The sequence below is a fragment of the Rhizobium sp. Leaf384 genome (assembly GCF_001424065.1).
Lineage (GTDB): Bacteria > Pseudomonadota > Alphaproteobacteria > Rhizobiales > Rhizobiaceae > Ferranicluibacter.
This window is the reverse complement of the sequence record NZ_LMQE01000001.1, coordinates 971,086-987,992: the sequence shown is the minus strand read 5'-3', so window position 1 is coordinate 987,992 and position 16,907 is coordinate 971,086. Positions and strand designations below refer to the sequence as shown.

The window sequence follows — 16,907 nt, the reverse complement described above, 5'->3', positions numbered from 1 at the left end:
TAAGGAAACCGGGAGCGGAAACGCTTCCGGTTTTTTCGTGACTGCTACCAGCCGGACAGCAGGTGGCCCTGTCGCTGCCGCGGAAGGCGCGAGAGACCCTTCAGGTCACCGTCCAGGTCGTCGCCGGCCACCTGGGGCGTGATGTTGTCGAGGCAGGCGGTGATGTGATTGCTGATCGCCGTGGAAAGCGACGGGGACAGGCCCGGCCGCTTCATGATGCCGATCTGGACCGGGGCGAGGGCGGGAAAGCCGTCCGCCTGGGTCAGCACCTTCATGCCGCTGCGCAGGGCGGATTCCGGCAGGACGGAAACCGCCATGCCCGCGAGCACGGCGGCTGCGACGACGGTCGAGGACCAGCTCGTGAAAAGGATGTTGTATTCCTTGCCCGTCGCATCCAGCGCGGAGCAGGCCGCCTGCCGCCACTGGCAATCGCGCTTGCCGACCGCGAGCGGCACCGGGGCGTTCTCCGGCAGGGGGTGGTTGACCGAACTGACCCAGCAGAGCGGTTCCGTCCGGACGACATCCGACGCGCGCGTCCGCGGATTATGCGTGACGAGCGCGATGTCCAGCTCGCCGCGGGCCATCTTCTCCGCCAGGTCCACCGAGGGCTCGCACACGATGAACAGCTCGACGTTCGGATGGGTCTTGGCAAAGCGGACGATGATCTCCGGCATGTAGCGGTCGGCATAGTCGTCGGGCGTGCCGATGCGCAACGTTCCTTCCAGCCGGTTGTCGTCGAAGGCGGCAACGGCCTCGTTGTTCAGCCGAATCATGCGCCGCGCATAGTTCAACAGCTTCTCGCCTTCGGTCGTCAGCCGGTTTCCCCGGCCGTCCTTGGCAAACAGCGCCTTGCCGATCCGCTCCTCCAGCCGCCGCATCTGCATGGAGACGGCCGACTGCGTCTTGAACACCCGTTCGGCCGCCCGGGTAAAGCTGCCCGTATCGGCAATGGCAACGAACGTCTGAAGCTGGTCGAGGTCGAGAGGGGAGGCCATGGGTGCGCCTATAAGATTGTTTGATCAATACCATTAGAAACATTCGTTGGACTGATCAATATCGATTTGCGACTGTACCCTCGTAAACAACGTCCTCCCAAGACCCGCTGCGCCAATGCTTCGGAAACCTCCACCCCATCCGCGTCCACTCTCGGACGCCGGATAGCCGACCCGTGCCTTTCAGGAGCTGAGCCCATGCGCACGCAAGAGACCGCTTTCGATATCACCCTTGCCGGCGAGCCGGCCGCTCTGCGCCTGTCCGCGCTCAAGCGGGGTCTCGTGTCGGTCTGGCGCCTCTTCAAGAATCGCCGTGCCATCGGCCATCTCCAGGATCTCGACGACTATCGGTTGGCCGATATCGGTCTCACCCGGCACGATCTCCGCACCGCCGCCACGTCGGCCTTCTTCGAGGATCCGAGCCGGCATCTGACACGGGCCGCGCGCGAGCGTACCGGTCGCTACTATCGGGATGCCCGCGGCCTCTGATGCCGAAGACGGACTGACGACGAAAACCGCAGACCGTCCGACCCCTTTGGCGCTCCATGCTCTTCCCCGGGCATGCGACGCCCGGATGGTGCGACCGCTCGCATCATCCGCGTTCCCCGCAGGGTTACAGCCAACGACCCTGCCGCTTGCCCGGCGCTCCGATCCGTTCGGCGCCGGGCTTTTTTATGCGTTCGGACGCGTCGTGCCGGCGCAACGTCTCAGGCCTTGGACTGAAACTGCGCAAAAAGCCCGTCGATCGCCTTCTGATATTCCTTCTGCGCCTCGATGCCGCTGTCGAACATGGTGTTGAACATGTCGACGAAGGGAGCCTTCGGCGCGGGCGGGGCGTCCGCCGGCTTGGTCTGCGGCGAGCCCATGGTCATCATGTCCTGGAAGGCCTTCATGAAAGGGTTGCCAGCAAACATGTCCGGGGCCGATGGCGGCTTTTCCGGCGATTTCGGCGGCGTGAAGAAGGCCTGCATGGTCTGCGTGAACGGATTGTCGAAAGGGTTCGGCATGGTCGGCGGCTCCTTCTTGCGGGCAAGGCCGACGGCCTCCAGCCAGCTCTGCATCGCCGGGCCGAACGGATTTTGCGCCAACGACGGGGACGCGTTCATCTGGCCTGTCGCCTGCTTGAACAGGCCGCCCATGATGGCGCTGGCCACCACCGGCAGCATCTGCCGGTAGATGTCCTGCCCGATCCCCGTCAGCTGCGCGGCCTGGGCCGCCACCGCACCCGACATATCGCGCGATCCGAAGATCTGTCCGAGCGCCGCCTGTCCGTCGGCCAGCCCCTGCGGGGTGAAGGCCTTGGTCATGTCTTCGAAATACTTGGCGTAACCGCCGCTGCTCATTGCTGCGAGGAAGGTGCCGAAATCATAGGGGTTGGCCGCATTGGTCTTCAGACCGGCCGAAAACGCCGGCATGAGGGCGGCGGTCGCCTTGGCCATCTGCTCCTGCGCGAGCCCGAACTGCTGCGCCATCACATCCATGGCGCGGCCGTTCTGTGCCTGCATCATCATGTCGAATAGGGGGATCATCGTCTCATCCTTGTTGCAGACAGCACGTCAGGCTGCACTATAACGGGAAAAAGACGTTGGCATATCGCTTTTTGAACCGCCTTCCCGGCGATCCCGAACCTGCGCGCGCAGAGGCGCTCAGTAGGCATAATCCTTGAAGACCGGCTCGACGGAGCCGTTCCAGCGACCGTTGTAGAGCGCCAGCATGTCCTCGGCCAGCGTGGTGCCGCGCGCCACGACCTCGTCGAGTGGGCTGAGGAAATGCGCTTCGTCCACGCCGTCGCCGTTCAGCCGGTTGCGCGCCTTCAGCCCGGCGCGCGAGATCGCCAGAACGTCGCGGGCGACGTCGCTCAGCCTGCGGCCCCGCACCGTGGCGCCCAGTCCCTGCGCCGGGACCGTGTCGCGCAGCGCGATGACGTCCTCGTAGGTCCAGTCCTTCACCAGTTCGGCAGCGCCCGCCAAGGCGGCGTCGTCATAGAGCAGGCCGACCCAGAAGGCCGGAAGGGCACAGATCCGCCGCCACGGACCGCCGTCCGCGCCGCGCATTTCGAGAAAGCGCTTCAGCCGCACATCGGGAAACAGGGTCGAGAGATGGTTGGTCCAGTCGCCCATGTTGGGCTCCCAGTAGGCCAGTTCGCCCTTCAGGGCGCCGCCCATGAACTGGCGGAAGGTCATGTGCGTGCAGTCGTGGTAGCGCCCGTCGCGCACGACGAAATACATCGGTGCATCCAGCGCCCACGCGACATAGTCCTCGAAGCGGAAGGTCCCGCTGAGAGCCGCGGGCAGCACGCCGGCGCGCTGGTTGTCGGTATCCCGCCAGATCTCGCCGCGCCAGGACTGCAGCCCGTTCGGCTTGCCCTCCGTAAAGGGCGAGCTTGCAAAGAGCGCGGTCGCCAGCGGCTGCAGCTTCAGCGAAACCTGCATCTTCGCGGCCATGTCGGCTTCCGAGGAGAAGTCGAGGTTCACCTGGATCGTGCAGGTCCGGTACATCATGTCGAGACCCTGGGTGCCGACCTTCGGCATGTAGCGGGTCATGATGTCGTAACGCGACTTCGGCATGCGCGGGGTTTCGGCAAGCGTCCATTTCGGGCTGCCGCCGATGCCGAGGAAACGGATGCCGAGCGGCTCGGCAATCTCGCGCAGCACGGCCAGATGCGTGTTGGATTCCTTGCAGGTCTCGTGCAGCGTCTCGACCGGCGCACCCGACAGCTCGAACTGTCCGCCCGGCTCCAGGGAAATCGCGCCGCGACCCTGCGGTTCGACGAGACCGATCAGATGGCCGGCATCGATGATCGGATCCCAGCCGGTCTTCTGCTGCATGCCTTCCAGGAGTTTCAGGATTCCGGCGTCGCCCGCATAGGGAACGGGACTGTTGTCGGCCGTGTAGAACACGAACTTTTCGTGCTCGGTGCCGATGCGGAAGGCCTCTTTCGGCTTGTTGCCGCCCGCCAGATATTCGGTCAACTCGGAAACGGAGGTCACCGGTGTCTGGTCGGTGGTATCGCGGGCCATGGGCATCGTCTCGAAAACGGAGAAACCCGGCCGTCCAGCAGGGCATGAGATCAGCTAATGTCAGGCTGATTGAACCGCTTTGAGATGCGGTGCAAGCAAAAATATTTCAACCTATGTTCCAAAATTTCATCGGCGCTGTGGCCTTTCAGCGCCAGTCGCCGAGCGTCGCCTGGATGATCGCCATGGCGGCGACGGCGGCCGTGTCGGCCCGCAGGATGCGCGGCCCGAGCGGGATGGCCGTCACGAAGTCGAGCCCGCGCAGCCGGCTCCGCTCCGCATCCGAAAAACCGCCCTCGGGACCGACGAGCAGCGCATAGCGGGCGTCCGACAGTCCGCGCAGGACAGGCAGCGGATTGTCGCCGGCATCGCCCTCGTCGCAGAAGAGAATGCGCCGGTCGGTCGGCCAGGTGTCGAGGAGCGCGTCCAGCCGCGTCGGCTCCCGAACCTCGGGAATCGCCAGCACGCCGCATTGCTCGGCGGCTTCGACGGCATTCGCCTGCAGCCGCTCAAGGCTGGTGATGCGCCCCTGCACGTGCTGCGTCATCACCGGCTGCAGCAGCCCTGCGCCCATCTCCACCGCTTTCTGGACGAGATAATCGAGCCTGCCCACCTTCAGCGGGGCAAAGAGGTAGTGGAGGTCGGGCAGGGGAGACTGCGGCCGGGTCTGCTCCCTGGGGATCAGCGCCACGCGCTTGCGGGTCGGCATGGCGATCTCCGCCCGCCATTCCCCGTCGCGCCCGTTGAAGACGAGGAGGTCGCGGCCTTCCTCCATGCGCAGGACGTTGGCGAGGTAATTGAACTGGTCCTTCGTCGTTTCCACCGCGATGCCGGAGGCGAGATCCGGCTCTACGAACAGACGCTGCATGCGAAAATTGGCTCTCATGACACGCTTCTACAGAAAAATGGCCGAGAAGAGAATGTAGAGGAGCGCCGAGAGCAAAGCGGAGGCGGGAACGGTGATGATCCAGGCGCCGACGATCGTCATGAAATGCGAACGCCGCACGAGCTGCCGCCGCCGCGTCTCGTCTGCGCCGTGCTCGGTGCGCAACTGGAAATCCGACTGCCCCGTCTTGCGTCGGACATAGTCCAGCCGCAGCTTGGAATTGCGGGTGTACCACTCGCGGAAGAAGCCGATGCCGAACACGGCGCCGACGGCGATGTGCGTGGTGCTGACCGGCAGCCCGAAGGTCGAGGCGAGGATGACGGTCATGGCGGTGGCCAGCGCCACGCAGAACGCGCGCACCGGATTGAGCTTGGTGATTTCCTCCCCGACCACGCGGATCAGTTTCGGTCCGTAGAGCAGCAGTCCGGCCGAAATGCCGAGCGCGCCGATCAGCAGGACCCAGAAGGCAACCGCGGCCGTTTCGCCCGGCACGGCCGTGCCGACATTGGCAACGATGGCCGAGAGCGGACCGACCGCGTTCGAAACGTCGTTGGACCCATGCGCGAAGGAGAGGAGGGCCGCCGATACCACGAGCGGCAGATGGAAGAGCGGCCGAAGGGACTGGTTGCGGTTTTCCAGCCCCACCGCCTGCCGCGCGACCGAGCGCCGCGTCGCGACATAGACGACGAGACCGACGACGAGCCCGGCACCCACCCCTTCAAGAGGCGGGATCTCGTAGACCCGCTCGAGGCCGATCAGCGCAAAATAGAGGGTGAAGATGCCCCCCATGGCGGCCAGCAGGATCGGGATCCAGAACACGGCCCCGGCGATCTTGTCTTCCCGGTAGATGATGAACGTCTTGATGAAGAGCAGTAGGCCGGCCGCCACACCACCGCCGATGAAGGGCGACAGCATCCAGCTGAGCGTGATGCCGCCGAGCGAGAGCCATTGCACCGAGGAAAACCCGACGGCCGCCACCCCGGCGCCGAGAATGCTGCCGACGATCGCATGGGTGGTGGAAATCGGTGCGCTGCACCATGTCGCGATGTTGATCCAGGCCGCGGCGGAAATCAGCGCCGACATCATGACCCAGACCAGCGTCGGGCTGTCGGTGAAGGCCGCGGCGTCGACGAGCCCGCCCTCGATGGTCGAAACCACCCGCCCGCCGGCGAAGAGAGCCCCGGCGATTTCGAAGACCGCAGCGATCGCCAGAGCACCGGTCATCGTCATGGCCCGCGCGCCGACGGCCGCACCGACATTGTTCGTCACGTCGTTTGCGCCGATGTTCATCGCCATGTAGCCGGCGATGGCGGCGGCCGCGACGACGACGATCGCGCCGGGCGCCTCGGACACTGCACTGGCCGCGACGATCATGACGAAGACGAGGAAGAGAAAGCCGAGCCCGAGGCCCGCGGAACTCTTGAGGACGAAATGCGACGCCTCTTCGTTCAGCGTCAGCTTGTCGAGATCCTTGTCGAGTGTCGATTTTTCAAGCGACGGTGCCGTCTTCCCCATGATCATTCCTCGTCGCGCGTCGCCTGCCGCTGCCGCGCTCCCCGAAGCCTCGGGCCTGAAGCCCGAAACATTCCGGTCGCAATCGCGCCATATGCCCGCCGGGGCAGGAGCGCTTGCGGCCGAGTGCGACCGCCCGGGGCGCGCCTGCATCGACAGCGTCGATATTGTTAAAAAAAGCTTACCTTACAAGGCTCACGCGAGGCTTGCCGACGATCGGCAGGCCGACGCGGGACTGCGGCAAACCCTGTCGTGCCGAGCGCTACGCCGGGAACCGGGCATCCTCGTGATGATGGGGGAAACCAAGCGACGCTGCACACTTTCGGGCGACATGCATGAGCCGCGAGCGAAGCGCACGGGAAAAGCTGACGCCGGAAAGCTAACGAGCCGCGCTGCGGGCCGCTTCGACGGGCGGCTGCGCGGTCGCCAGAAGCTGTGTCTGGAAATCGAGGATGAGCCTGCGCAGGCCCGGTTCCGCGACGCGGCCGGCGGCCTCCGTGAAGGTCACCCATTCCAGAGTGCGGGACCCTTTTTCGGGAAAGCGCTTCGCCATCTCGGACACCACGACCGGAAAGACGTGGACACGGCACGGAATCTTCAGACCCTTGTTCATGCCCTTTTCATAGGTGAAGCTGCCGATGGTGTCCGCCGAAGCTTCGCCTTTGACGCCGGCTTCTTCCCAGGCCTCGCGCGCCGCCACCTCGTGCGACGCCTTGCCTTCCATCGGCCAGCCCTTCGGAATGACCCAGCGACCCGTGTCGCGGCTCGTGATCAGCAGCATTTCCGGTACGTCGCCCTTCTTTCGGAACCGGTAGCACAGGGCAGCAAACTGCATGCGTTCGGGCCGGCGGAACATCAGGCGGACTTCGGAAACGATGCTATCGAGGATGGTCAATGATTTCAGGGCCTTTCAATGGGCAGTCTCGTCAGGCCATCTCGTCACGGCCAGGCTCGTCAGGAATTGCGCTGGCCGCGAACGGCCGGATATGCTTGCCGCGAACGGCTCATCAGGCTTGCTGCGAGCGGTCCACACGGACGGAGCGCGGCGATCGGGACGTCGGGAATACATCGACGACTCGCGCTTTGACCGGGCCGTCAGAAAAACAGAATGAACGTGGACGTTGTCACAGTCTATCGCAAACGACATCGATCGTTGATTCTTACTATGCCTGCAATCTTGCGCAGGCGTGGTCGCGCACCGCCATCCGCTATCACATATGCGACATCAAATGGCGCATTTCAATCCTGAGACCTTTCGAGCAGCCGCAGCCGCGAAATCCGCGCCCGATCTTCGGCGCGATGGGCATCCCGGCTGGCTTCCATCACGAAATCGATGTGGCGCTCGGCAGCACGGCGGGCCTCCGGAGGGTCTGCCGCCAGGATCGCCGCATGGATGGCCTCGTGCTGCGCAAGCAGCCTCTCGGCGGCTCCCGGTGCCTGGAAAACCGTTGTCCGGCTAAAAAAGATATCCTGTTCCAGAAGACGGTAGCACGACCTGAGCGTGTGCAGGAGGATGATGTTGTGCGCGCTTTCGCCGACGGCCATGTGGAAGTCGATATCGGCGGTGAGGCCGCTGTCGCGGTCATCGGCATCGTGTGCCGCCCGCATGCGCGCCACGATCCGCGTCAGGCTCTTGCGATCGGCCTCCGTCGCATGGCGTGCGGCCCGCTCGGCCGTCAGGCCTTCGATCTCGCGACGGTAATCGAGATAGTCGCGTGCCGCCTTTTCGTGCCGCACGATCAGGGCGCGCATGGGCTGCGAAAAGATCTCGCCGATGATGTCGGCAACGAAGGTGCCGCCGCCGTGCCGGCTGACGAGCAGGCCGCGCGTCTCGAGTTCCTTAAGGGCTTCCCGAAGGATCGGCCGCGACACGTCGAAGCGGGCGGCAAGATCGCGCTCGCCCGGCAGCCGGTCGCCGTCGCGCAGGACGCCGTCGAGGATCAGCGTCTCGATGCGCTGCACGATCTCGTCGGCCGCGCGGTTCGGGGGAATGGCGGAGAACATTTCGACCGGCTCGTCCGCCACGCGTTTCCCCTCCGTGTTTCCAGCCCCAGCCATGTGCCTCGGCGGGTAAGAATGCCGCATAACCGAACACGGAAACAGAGACAAAAAAGGGACCGACCAGCGTCCTGCCGGCCGGTCCCGATGATAGGCCTTCGCGATCAGCCGCCGAAAATGGTGCGCAGCAGGTCGACGCCCCGATCATCGTAGGACACTTCGCCCTGCTTGTTGCCGGGGCCGACCACGATCACCTTGGCGCCGATCGAGGCGCGGTCGTAGAGATGCTCGACGTCCTGGTTCATCATGCGGATGCAACCGGACGACATGTTCTGCCCGATCGTCCAGGGCTGGTTCGTGCCGTGGATGCGGAAGCCGCTGTCGCTTTTGCCCTTGTAGAGATAAAGCGCGCGGGCGCCGAGCGGATTGTTGACGCCGCCCTCCATATAGGCCGGCAGGATGTGGCCGTTCTTGCGCTCGCGGGCGATCATTTCCGCCGGCGGCGTCCATCCCGGCCATTCGGCCTTGCGCTGGACCTTCACCACGCCCGACCAGCCGAAGCCTTCGCGCCCGACGCCGATGCCGTAGCGCGTCGCCTTGTTGTTGCCCTCGACGTAGTAGAGATATTTGTGATTGGTATCGACGATGATGGTGCCGGGCGCCTCGTCGGTCCGCAGCCGCACCTTCGTGCGCCAGAATTCGCGCGCCGGCTTGCGCTGCGATGCGGCGACCGTCGTTACGTCGCTCTGACCGATGGTGGCGGCCGGCCGTTCCATCATCGTTGCCGATGCCGTGCTCGCGCCGCCGATCAGCAGCGCTGCCGCTAGCGCGGCACCTGCCGCGCGTCCCAGTTTCGTCGTCATGGTAATCTCCCTCTCAAGCCCGCCGGTCGCGCCGCCGGCCCCCGTAAAGGTCCGGCAGAAGCGCAACGCATCGGGGAAACGCTATTCGATCGCACGTATCCCGCAAGATCATCCGGTGCGACATCGACGGAATGTGATCGTCCCCGATAACACGTCGAGGGCGATTGTTGCTGAAAAGGCACGATACAGCGTCAAAACCCGCTTACGCCGCGGCCTCGCATCGACCGGTGTCGCGGCGATCCAGATGGCTCGCGCTTACTGGACGATGACCCGTGTGCCCACGCTGACCCGTTCGTAGAGATCGGTCACATCCTCGTTGCGCATGCGGATGCAGCCGGACGACACGGCATAGCCGATGGTCCAGGGCGCGTTGGTGCCGTGAATGCGGTAGAGCGTGGACCCGAGATACATGGCGCGGGCGCCGAGCGGGTTCGCCGGACCGCCCTCCATGCTGGTGGGCAGATAGTGGCCCTTGGCGGCTTCGCGGGCGATCATTTCGGATGGCGGGTGCCAGGTCGGCCATTCCGCCTTGCGCGTCACCTTGTGCGCCCCGGCCCACTCGAAGCCGGGCTTGCCGACACCCACGCCATAGCGCCGGGCTTCGCCGTTTCCGGTAACGAGATAGAGAAAGCGGCTGGTGGTATCGATGACGATCGTCCCGGGCCGTTCGCGCGTCTCGTAGGCGACGGTCTGCGGCAGGAATTGCGGATCGATCGGACGAACGGGCCGCTGCGGCGCCACCATGCCGGCGGAGCGGACGAGCGGCGCGGCCCGCTGCAGGGCCGGACGCTGGTAGATGACCTGCTGGCGCGGGGCGAAGATCCCCGAACGTTCGCGGTAGATGACGCGCGGCGGATCGCCGGCCACGCGCGGGCGCAGGATGCGGCGCTCTTCGATCCGTCCTGCCCCGACGCTTGCTCCACCGCCCGTCCTGGGTCCCGCGCCCAGCTGCATCAGCCAGGGGGCCGTGAGATCGGGGCTGACGATGACCGGCGGACGGTTGCCATAGCGCTCGGCAGCCTGCGCGATGCCGGCGCCGACATCGCTGACGACGAAGGACAGGAGGGTGGAAAGGATCAACAATGTCTTCATGACGGGCTCGTTCTCGATCTGGCTGTCGGCGAGGGCGCGGCCGGTGGTGCGTCCGGCCTATCGCAAGAGCCTGACACCCGAGCGCGGTAGGAAGCGTAAACAGACATTGCGGAACGGGTGGTCGCACGCGGAAAGTCTTCGGTAGGGTTATTGCGTGCTTTCGAGAAATGGTTGACGAAGCATGAAGGCGCGGGCTGCGGCCTTCAGGGAGGTGATGGGATGAGCGAAACCGAGGCGGCACCGAAAGGGTTGATCACCGGTCCCGACGGGCTGACGCGCTGCTTCTGGCACGGCAACCTGCCGGACTACCTGCGCTATCATGACGAGGAGTGGGGCCGTCCGGTGACGGACGATCGGCGTCTGTTTGAAAAGATCTGCCTCGAAGGCTTTCAGTCGGGACTGTCCTGGCTGACGATCCTGCGCAAGCGTGAAGCCTTTCGCGCCGCCTTTGCCGGCTTCGACATCGACGCGGTGGCGGCGTTCGACGATGCGGACATCGAGCGCTGCGTCACAGACGCCGGCATCGTGCGCCATCGCGGCAAGATCGTCTCGACGATCAACAATGCGCGCCGCGCACAGGCGCTTCGCGCGGAATTCGGCACGCTGGCCCACTACTTCTGGCGCTATGAGCCGGCCCTGCACGAGCGACCGGAAAGCGTCACCTTCGCCGAAATCGCCGCCAATCCGACGACGCCGGTGTCGGTGCGGATGTCCAAGGACCTGAAGAAGCGTGGCTGGACCTTCGTCGGCCCGACCACGGTCTACGCCTTCATGCAGGCCATGGGCCTCGTCAACGACCATATCGAGGGCTGCATCTGCCGCCAGCCGGTCGAGGATTTGCGCGCGCGCCTGGTTCGACCCTGACGGACGCTCCTGCATGTCGCCCGAACCTGTGCCGCAGTTTCGGGAAACGCGCTTTAGAGCCGCCGGCCCCGACCCCCGCCCCGGCGCCCGCTCGCCAGCAGCGCGATGCCGATGACGGCGACGACGAGGCCGATGACCAGCCACTGCGTCTGTCCCGTCATGAAACTTCCGCCCATCAGATTGGCGCCCTGAAGGATCCAGATCAGCCCCACCAGGAGACAGAGCACCCCGGCAATCGTCTTGAAACGCGTCATCCCATTCTCCTCCCTGTCGGCGACCCGGATGGTCCGCCGTGTGGCGCGGGGACCGGCTTTCGCCTGCGCCCCGCGCCATTGTCCTTCAGGCTCTAGCCGCCGTTCTTGGCAAGCCAGGCTTTCATTCTGGCGATTTCGGCTTCCTGAGCCGCGATCACCTCCTGCGCCAGCGCGCGAAGCTCGGGATCGGTGCCGAATTCCAGCTCCACCTTTGCCATGTCGATCGCGCCCTGATGATGCGCGATCATGCCCTTGGCGAAGTCCACGTCGGCCTTGCCGGTATAGGTGATGGCCATGCCCGCGTGCATGCGGGCGTTCGCCTTGGCAAAGGCCTGGCTCGATGGGCCCTGATCGCCCTTTGGCGCTGCCATGCCGCCCTTCGGCGCTGCCATCTCGCCCTTCGGCGCTGCCATGTCGCCCGACATGCTGCCATGGTCCATGGCGTGGGGATCTCCGGGCTTTGCCGGATCCTGTGCGAAGGCGGATGCGGCAGAGAGAGAAAGAAGCGCGGCCGTCGCGGCGCCGAGGATGAGGTTTCGAGACATGATCTGTCCGTCCTTTCGAGATGAGGGGAATGCCTGTCAGGTCGAAAGAAGCGATCGGGGCGGCGGCGGCGTCGGCGTCTGGAAAAAGGCGATCAGCGGACGGTCCAGGGCCGGCCGGATGCCCTGCGCGGGAAGGGCCGGGCGCTTGCCATGGTCGGCCTCGATCTCCAGCGCAAAGCAGGCCGAGCAGAGCATGGGATGGGCACCCTTGCCGGAGGTGTGACAGCCGTGTGCGCAATCGCACGGTCCCGAATGCCGGTCGTCGTCACCCAAAGAGACGGCAGGGGCGGCGACACCGGCGCCCTGCGCGATGAGGGTCGTGCCTTGGACATGCCCGTGCACGCCATGCGCGAGCCCCTGCGCCTGCGCAACGGCCGACGTCCATCCCGACAGGATGGCGCAAAGCAGGGACAGGGCTAGCAGGAGCGCGCGCATTCTCCCAACATAAGCAGGATCTGCACCAAGGGAAGACCCTGTTCGTCTTGCCCCCGGCTCCGGCCCGGCGGTGCCGCGCCGCCTTGCTGCCATGGCCATGATCGGCTAGGGAAGGCGCCAAACCCTTGAACGGACTTTCCAACCGCAAGCGAGACGGTCGAAACGCCATGAACGACAAGAAGAAGAAGCCTCAGAAGCTCAAGGCCCGCCTGCCGCGCGGCTTCGTCGATCGCTCTGCCGCCGACATCCGCGCCGTCGATGGCATGGTCGTCAAAATCCGCGAGGTCTACGAGCGCTACGGCTTCGATCCCGTGGAAACGCCGCTGTTCGAATACACCGATGCGCTCGGCAAGTTCCTGCCCGACAGCGACCGCCCCAACGAAGGTGTGTTCTCGCTCAAAGACGACGACGAGCAATGGATGTCGCTGCGCTACGACCTGACCGCGCCGCTCGCCCGCCATGTCGCCGAGAATTTCAACGAGATCCAGCTTCCCTACCGCACCTTCCGTGCCGGCTGGGTCTTTCGCAACGAAAAGCCGGGCCCCGGCCGTTTCCGCCAGTTCATGCAGTTCGACGCCGACACGGTGGGCGCTGCCGGCGTCCAGGCGGATGCCGAGATGTGCATGATGATGGCGGATACGATGGAGGCACTGGGTCTTGCCGGCCAGTTCGTCGTCAGGGTGAACAACCGCAAGGTCTTCGATGGCGTTCTCGACGGGATCGGCCTGGCCGGCGACGACAATGCCGGCCGCCGTCTGACGGTGCTGCGCGCCATCGACAAGCTGGACAAGTTTGGACTCGAGGGCGTGAAGCTCCTGCTCGGCGAAGGCCGCAAGGATGAAAGCGGCGACTTCACCAAGGGTGCCGGTCTCGGCCCCGATCAGATCGCCAGCGTGCTCGCCTACCTCGCGCAGGACGGCTACCAGCCGACAAGCGACCTCTACGCCCAGGGCATGAGCGAGCTGGACCAGATCGAGACGCTGGTGCGTGCCGCCGGGTATGGCGACGATCGCATCAAGATCGATCCTTCCGTCATCCGCGGCCTCGAATACTACACCGGCCCCGTCTTCGAAGCGGAACTGACCTTCCCCGTCACCAACGAAAAGGGCGAGAGCGTCGTCTTCGGCTCGGTCGGCGGCGGCGGTCGCTATGATGGGCTCGTCTCCCGCTTCATGGGCCAGCCCGTGCCGGCCACCGGCTTCTCCATCGGTGTCTCCCGCCTGATGACGGCGCTGAAGAACCTCGGCAAGCTCGGTCAGGAGGAGGTTCTCGCCCCGGTTGTCGTCTGCGTGATGGATCGCGACATCGACAGCCTCGGCCGTTACCAGCGCTTCACCCAGGCGCTGCGCCACGCCGGCATCCGGGCCGAAATGTACCAGGGCAACAAGAAGAACTTCGGCGACCAGCTGAAGTATGCCGACCGCCGCGGCGCGCCGCTTGCCATCATCCAGGGCGGCGACGAGCGCGAACAGGGCGTCGTCCAGATCAAGGATCTGATCGAGGGCAAGCGCCTGTCCGGCGAGATCGAGGACAACGCCACCTGGCGCGAGGCCCGCGTCGCGCAGGTCTCGGTGCCGGAAGCCGAGCTTGTCGACAAGGTTCGCGAGATGCTGGAGGCCCAGAAGCAGGACCGCGACCGGGCGGCAGGCTGACCCGCGTGTTCCCGTTCGCCTCGACTGCGCAGCCTCTCCCCGTGACGCCGCCGAGCTTGCCATCGTTCAACCCCGCCCGCACGCCTCCGGGAACCGCACATCCATGACCCTCTCCGACATGCCCGATTTCGCCCCGGATCTTCTCGCAGCCTTTACGGCCCGCGGCGCCGTACGGGTGCATACCCCGGTCATCCAGCCGGCCGATCCGTTTCTCGACATGGCGGGCGAAGACCTGCGCCGGCGCATCTTTCTCACCACGAGCGAGACCGGAACGAGCCTCTGCCTGCGGCCGGAATTCACCATTCCCGTCTGCCTGCGCCACATCGCGACGGCGACCGGCACGCCAAGGCGCTACGCCTATCTCGGCGAAGTCTTCCGCCAGCGCCGCGGCGGGGCCGAGGAGTTCTATCAGGCCGGCATCGAGGATCTCGGCGAGCGGGATGTCGCCGGCGCCGATGCGCGCGCCATCGTCGACGCGATGGACATGGTGCGCCTCGTCCTGCCGGGCGATGGTCCCGGCCGACATCTTCGCCTGACGCTTGGCGATCAGGCGGTGTTCGAGGCAGTGGTCGCGGCCCTCGGCCTGCCTGTCGGCTGGCAGAAGCGGCTGATCCACGCCTTTGGCGACGCCGGCCATCTCGAAGCCCTGCTCGAACGGCTGGCGCGCCCGCAGCCCGTGGCCGGCCTCGATCCCGAGATCGAAGCCCTGCTGGCGGCCGACCGGGACGATGATCTGATCGCCTGGCTGGAACAGCGGATGGAACAGACCGGCTATTCCACCAATGCCAGCCGCTCGCCGGCCGAAATCGCCCGGCGCCTCAAGGAAAAGCGCGCGCTGGCCGCAACCCGTCTCGACGGATCGGCGCTGCTGCTCCTGCGCGAATTCCTGACATTGCGCCTGCCGCTCGCGGAAGCCTCGGCAGCACTTGCGGGCTTTGCCGATGCCGCCGACCTGAAGCTCGGCCCGGCAATGGCCGCTTTCGACGCGCGTCTTGCCGCGCTCTCCAATGCCGGCGCCGACCTCTCGGCCATGACCTATCGCGCCGCCTTCGGCCGGCCGCTCGACTATTACACCGGCATGGTCTTCGAGATCACGGCCACGCGCGGCGACGTGCTCGCCGGCGGCGGTCGCTTCGACCGGCTGATGACGTTGCTGGGGGCCGAAAGCCACATCCCGGCCGTCGGCTTCTCGCTGTGGCTCGACCGCATCGAGACGCAGCGCTTGCGCACAACGGGAGAGCCGGCATGACCATCACCATCGCGCTCCCCTCCAAGGGCCGCATGAAGGACGAGGCTTCCGCCATCTTCGAGCGCGCGGGCCTGAAGATCTCCACCGTCGGCAACGACCGCTCCTATCGCGGACGGGTCGACGCCATGGACGATGTCGAGATCGCCTTTCTCTCCGCGTCCGAAATTTCCCGCGAGATCGGCGCCGGTGCCGTCGATTTCGGCGTCACGGGAGAAGACCTCGTGCGCGAGGGACTTGCCAATGCCGACGAGCGGGTCGAATTCTGCGCCCGCCTCGGCTTCGGCCATGCCGATGTCGTCGTCGCCGTGCCGGATATCTGGCTCGATGTCGACACCATGGCCGATCTCGGCGATGTCGCGGCCGATTTCCGCGCCCGCCACGGCCGCCGTCTCGCCATCGCCACCAAATACTGGCGGCTGACCCAGCAGCATTTTTCCGGCAGCCATGGCATCCAGCTCTACCGCATCGTCGAGAGCCTCGGTGCCACCGAAGGCGCACCGGCGTCCGGCTCCGCCGATATCATCGTCGATATCACCTCCACCGGCTCCACCCTGAACGCCAACCATCTCAAGATCCTCTCCGACGGCATCATCCTGCGCTCCGAGGCCTGCCTCGTCCGCGCCCGCAAGCCGGAACACGATGGCGATGCCAGGGTGCGGGAGATCGTGGGCCGGGTCCAGGAGGCTCTGCGGGGATAATGCCGGGCGCGATCGTGGTCAGAGGATGTCCTGCGCCCGGCTCCGGCGGAAAATCGCAGCGCCGCCCGCTGACATCCCGCCCCATCGCACCTATGTGAAACCGCAACCCTTTCCAAGGAACCCGTCTCCCATGGCCGATCTCTCTTCCTTCCCCATTACCACCCGCTGGCCCGCCACCCGTCCGGATGCGCTCCAGCTCTATTCGCTGCCGACGCCGAATGGCGTGAAGATCTCGATCGCACTCGAAGAGCTCGGGCTCGATTACGAGCCGCACCTCATTTCCTTCGGCACCAACGATCAGAAGTCGTCGGAATTCCTGTCGCTCAATCCGAACGGCCGTATCCCCGCCATCATCGATCCGAACGGTCCGGACGGGAAGCCGATCGGCCTGTTCGAGTCGGGCGCCATCCTCGTCTATCTCGCCGAAAAGACCGGCAAGCTGCTGCCGGCGTCGGCCGCCGGGCGCTACGAGACGCTGGCCTGGGTGATGTTCCAGATGGGCGGCGTCGGCCCGATGTTCGGCCAGTTCGGCCATTTCTATAAGTTCGCCGCCGACAAGGTAGCCAACAATTCCTATCCGATGGAGCGGTATCGCGACGAATCCAAGCGGCTGCTGTCGGTGCTCGAGACGCGCCTTGAAGGTCGCCAGTGGCTGATGGGCGACGACTACACCATCGCCGACATCGCGACGTTCCCCTGGATCGACGGTGCCCGCAAGTTCTATGGCGGCGATCAGGTGCTTGATTATGCGAGCTTCCCGAACGTGCTCGCCTGGGTCGACCGCGCGCTGGAACGCCCGGCTGTGAAAACGGGCATGGACATTCCCAAGCGGAACTGATCGCCCCCCACC

General features: G+C 65.5%; 18 protein-coding genes. 6 read left to right on the top strand and 12 right to left on the bottom strand.

Features of this window, described 5'->3' with window-relative positions:
- Positions 1–44: 44 nt before the first annotated feature.
- On the bottom strand, positions 45–995 hold the full coding sequence (locus ASG25_RS04570) for a LysR substrate-binding domain-containing protein (protein ID WP_062469814.1): 951 nt from the start codon (positions 993–995) through the stop codon (positions 45–47).
- A 195-nt stretch (positions 996–1,190) separates the two neighbouring features.
- Between ASG25_RS04570 and ASG25_RS04565 the strand changes: the two genes are divergently transcribed.
- On the top strand, positions 1,191–1,481 hold the full coding sequence (locus ASG25_RS04565) for a DUF1127 domain-containing protein (protein ID WP_062469810.1): 291 nt from the start codon (positions 1,191–1,193) through the stop codon (positions 1,479–1,481).
- Between the two features lie 218 nt (positions 1,482–1,699).
- Here ASG25_RS04565 and ASG25_RS04560 read toward each other — a convergent pair whose 3' ends face one another.
- From ASG25_RS04560 to ASG25_RS04525, 8 genes are all read right to left on the bottom strand, one after another.
- Positions 1,700–2,521, bottom strand: a complete 822-nt coding sequence (locus ASG25_RS04560; protein ID WP_062469806.1) for a DUF937 domain-containing protein — start codon at positions 2,519–2,521, stop codon at positions 1,700–1,702.
- 117 nt (positions 2,522–2,638) lie between these two features.
- Positions 2,639–4,012: a glutamate--cysteine ligase gene (locus ASG25_RS04555; protein WP_062469803.1), complete on the bottom strand. Its 1,374-nt coding sequence runs from the start codon at positions 4,010–4,012 to the stop codon at positions 2,639–2,641.
- A 145-nt stretch (positions 4,013–4,157) separates the two neighbouring features.
- A complete protein-coding gene (locus ASG25_RS04550) occupies positions 4,158–4,895 on the bottom strand; it encodes a 16S rRNA (uracil(1498)-N(3))-methyltransferase (RefSeq protein WP_062469800.1) in 738 nt (245 codons plus the stop codon).
- Positions 4,896–4,904: 9 nt separating this feature from the next.
- Positions 4,905–6,410 carry an inorganic phosphate transporter gene (locus tag ASG25_RS04545; RefSeq protein WP_062472172.1) on the bottom strand — a complete coding sequence of 502 codons (1,506 nt, stop codon included), beginning with the start codon at positions 6,408–6,410 and terminating at the stop codon, positions 4,905–4,907.
- Positions 6,411–6,786: 376 nt separating this feature from the next.
- On the bottom strand, positions 6,787–7,263 hold the full coding sequence (locus ASG25_RS04540; RefSeq protein ID WP_062472169.1) for an NUDIX hydrolase: 477 nt from the start codon (positions 7,261–7,263) through the stop codon (positions 6,787–6,789).
- Positions 7,264–7,646: 383 nt separating this feature from the next.
- Positions 7,647–8,432 (bottom strand): FadR/GntR family transcriptional regulator, encoded by a 786-nt coding sequence (locus ASG25_RS04535; protein WP_244475139.1) that lies wholly within the window; start codon positions 8,430–8,432, stop codon positions 7,647–7,649.
- Between the two features lie 137 nt (positions 8,433–8,569).
- Positions 8,570–9,268, bottom strand: a complete 699-nt coding sequence (locus ASG25_RS04530; RefSeq protein ID WP_062469794.1) for a L,D-transpeptidase — start codon at positions 9,266–9,268, stop codon at positions 8,570–8,572.
- A 255-nt stretch (positions 9,269–9,523) separates the two neighbouring features.
- Complete coding sequence (locus tag ASG25_RS04525; protein ID WP_062469791.1) at positions 9,524–10,360, bottom strand: L,D-transpeptidase; 837 nt, start codon at positions 10,358–10,360, stop codon at positions 9,524–9,526.
- A gap of 219 nt (positions 10,361–10,579) precedes the next feature.
- On the opposite strand from ASG25_RS04525, the gene ASG25_RS04520 reads away from it, so the two are divergent.
- Positions 10,580–11,224: a DNA-3-methyladenine glycosylase I gene (locus tag ASG25_RS04520; protein WP_062469788.1), complete on the top strand. Its 645-nt coding sequence runs from the start codon at positions 10,580–10,582 to the stop codon at positions 11,222–11,224.
- Between the two features lie 53 nt (positions 11,225–11,277).
- On the opposite strand, the gene ASG25_RS04515 is transcribed toward ASG25_RS04520, so the two are convergent.
- The 3 genes from ASG25_RS04515 to ASG25_RS04505 all read right to left on the bottom strand — a co-directional run bounded on the left by ASG25_RS04515 (position 11,278) and on the right by ASG25_RS04505 (position 12,458).
- Positions 11,278–11,478 carry a hypothetical protein gene (locus ASG25_RS04515; RefSeq protein WP_062469785.1) on the bottom strand — a complete coding sequence of 67 codons (201 nt, stop codon included), beginning with the start codon at positions 11,476–11,478 and terminating at the stop codon, positions 11,278–11,280.
- Positions 11,479–11,570: 92 nt separating this feature from the next.
- Positions 11,571–11,891, bottom strand: a complete 321-nt coding sequence (locus ASG25_RS04510; RefSeq protein WP_244479340.1) for a DUF305 domain-containing protein — start codon at positions 11,889–11,891, stop codon at positions 11,571–11,573.
- A 168-nt stretch (positions 11,892–12,059) separates the two neighbouring features.
- A complete protein-coding gene (locus tag ASG25_RS04505) occupies positions 12,060–12,458 on the bottom strand; it encodes a hypothetical protein (RefSeq protein ID WP_062469779.1) in 399 nt (132 codons plus the stop codon).
- A gap of 167 nt (positions 12,459–12,625) precedes the next feature.
- Between ASG25_RS04505 and hisS the strand changes: the two genes are divergently transcribed.
- The 4 genes from hisS (at position 12,626) to ASG25_RS04485 (ending at position 16,895) form a co-directional block, all read left to right on the top strand.
- On the top strand, positions 12,626–14,110 hold the full coding sequence (gene hisS, locus ASG25_RS04500; RefSeq protein ID WP_062469776.1) for a histidine--tRNA ligase: 1,485 nt from the start codon (positions 12,626–12,628) through the stop codon (positions 14,108–14,110).
- A 103-nt stretch (positions 14,111–14,213) separates the two neighbouring features.
- Positions 14,214–15,359, top strand: coding sequence for an ATP phosphoribosyltransferase regulatory subunit (locus tag ASG25_RS04495; protein WP_062469773.1), 1,146 nt, complete (start codon positions 14,214–14,216; stop codon positions 15,357–15,359).
- Positions 15,356–16,057, top strand: coding sequence for an ATP phosphoribosyltransferase (gene hisG / locus ASG25_RS04490; protein WP_062469770.1), 702 nt, complete (start codon positions 15,356–15,358; stop codon positions 16,055–16,057). The genes ASG25_RS04495 and hisG overlap by 4 nt, the downstream gene beginning before the upstream one ends.
- Before the next feature lie 130 nt (positions 16,058–16,187).
- Positions 16,188–16,895: a glutathione binding-like protein gene (locus ASG25_RS04485; protein WP_062469768.1), complete on the top strand. Its 708-nt coding sequence runs from the start codon at positions 16,188–16,190 to the stop codon at positions 16,893–16,895.
- Positions 16,896–16,907: the final 12 nt, after the last annotated feature.

Coding starts and splice junctions, on each gene's coding strand:
- ASG25_RS04485 (WP_062469768.1), top strand. CDS start 16,188: ATGGCCGATCTCTCTTCCTTCCCCATTACCACCCGCTGGCCCGCCACC.
- ASG25_RS04530 (WP_062469794.1), bottom strand. CDS start 9,268: ATGACGACGAAACTGGGACGCGCGGCAGGTGCCGCGCTAGCGGCAGCG.
- ASG25_RS04540 (WP_062472169.1), bottom strand. CDS start 7,263: ATGTTCCGCCGGCCCGAACGCATGCAGTTTGCTGCCCTGTGCTACCGG.
- ASG25_RS04555 (WP_062469803.1), bottom strand. CDS start 4,012: ATGGCCCGCGATACCACCGACCAGACACCGGTGACCTCCGTTTCCGAG.
- ASG25_RS04570 (WP_062469814.1), bottom strand. CDS start 995: ATGGCCTCCCCTCTCGACCTCGACCAGCTTCAGACGTTCGTTGCCATT.
- ASG25_RS04565 (WP_062469810.1), top strand. CDS start 1,191: ATGCGCACGCAAGAGACCGCTTTCGATATCACCCTTGCCGGCGAGCCG.
- hisS (WP_062469776.1), top strand. CDS start 12,626: ATGAACGACAAGAAGAAGAAGCCTCAGAAGCTCAAGGCCCGCCTGCCG.
- ASG25_RS04515 (WP_062469785.1), bottom strand. CDS start 11,478: ATGACGCGTTTCAAGACGATTGCCGGGGTGCTCTGTCTCCTGGTGGGG.
- ASG25_RS04560 (WP_062469806.1), bottom strand. CDS start 2,521: ATGATCCCCCTATTCGACATGATGATGCAGGCACAGAACGGCCGCGCC.
- hisG (WP_062469770.1), top strand. CDS start 15,356: ATGACCATCACCATCGCGCTCCCCTCCAAGGGCCGCATGAAGGACGAG.
- ASG25_RS04495 (WP_062469773.1), top strand. CDS start 14,214: ATGACCCTCTCCGACATGCCCGATTTCGCCCCGGATCTTCTCGCAGCC.
- ASG25_RS04520 (WP_062469788.1), top strand. CDS start 10,580: ATGAGCGAAACCGAGGCGGCACCGAAAGGGTTGATCACCGGTCCCGAC.
- ASG25_RS04525 (WP_062469791.1), bottom strand. CDS start 10,360: ATGAAGACATTGTTGATCCTTTCCACCCTCCTGTCCTTCGTCGTCAGC.
- ASG25_RS04545 (WP_062472172.1), bottom strand. CDS start 6,410: ATGGGGAAGACGGCACCGTCGCTTGAAAAATCGACACTCGACAAGGAT.
- ASG25_RS04550 (WP_062469800.1), bottom strand. CDS start 4,895: ATGAGAGCCAATTTTCGCATGCAGCGTCTGTTCGTAGAGCCGGATCTC.
- ASG25_RS04510 (WP_244479340.1), bottom strand. CDS start 11,891: ATGGCAGCGCCGAAGGGCGAGATGGCAGCGCCGAAGGGCGGCATGGCA.
- ASG25_RS04505 (WP_062469779.1), bottom strand. CDS start 12,458: ATGCGCGCGCTCCTGCTAGCCCTGTCCCTGCTTTGCGCCATCCTGTCG.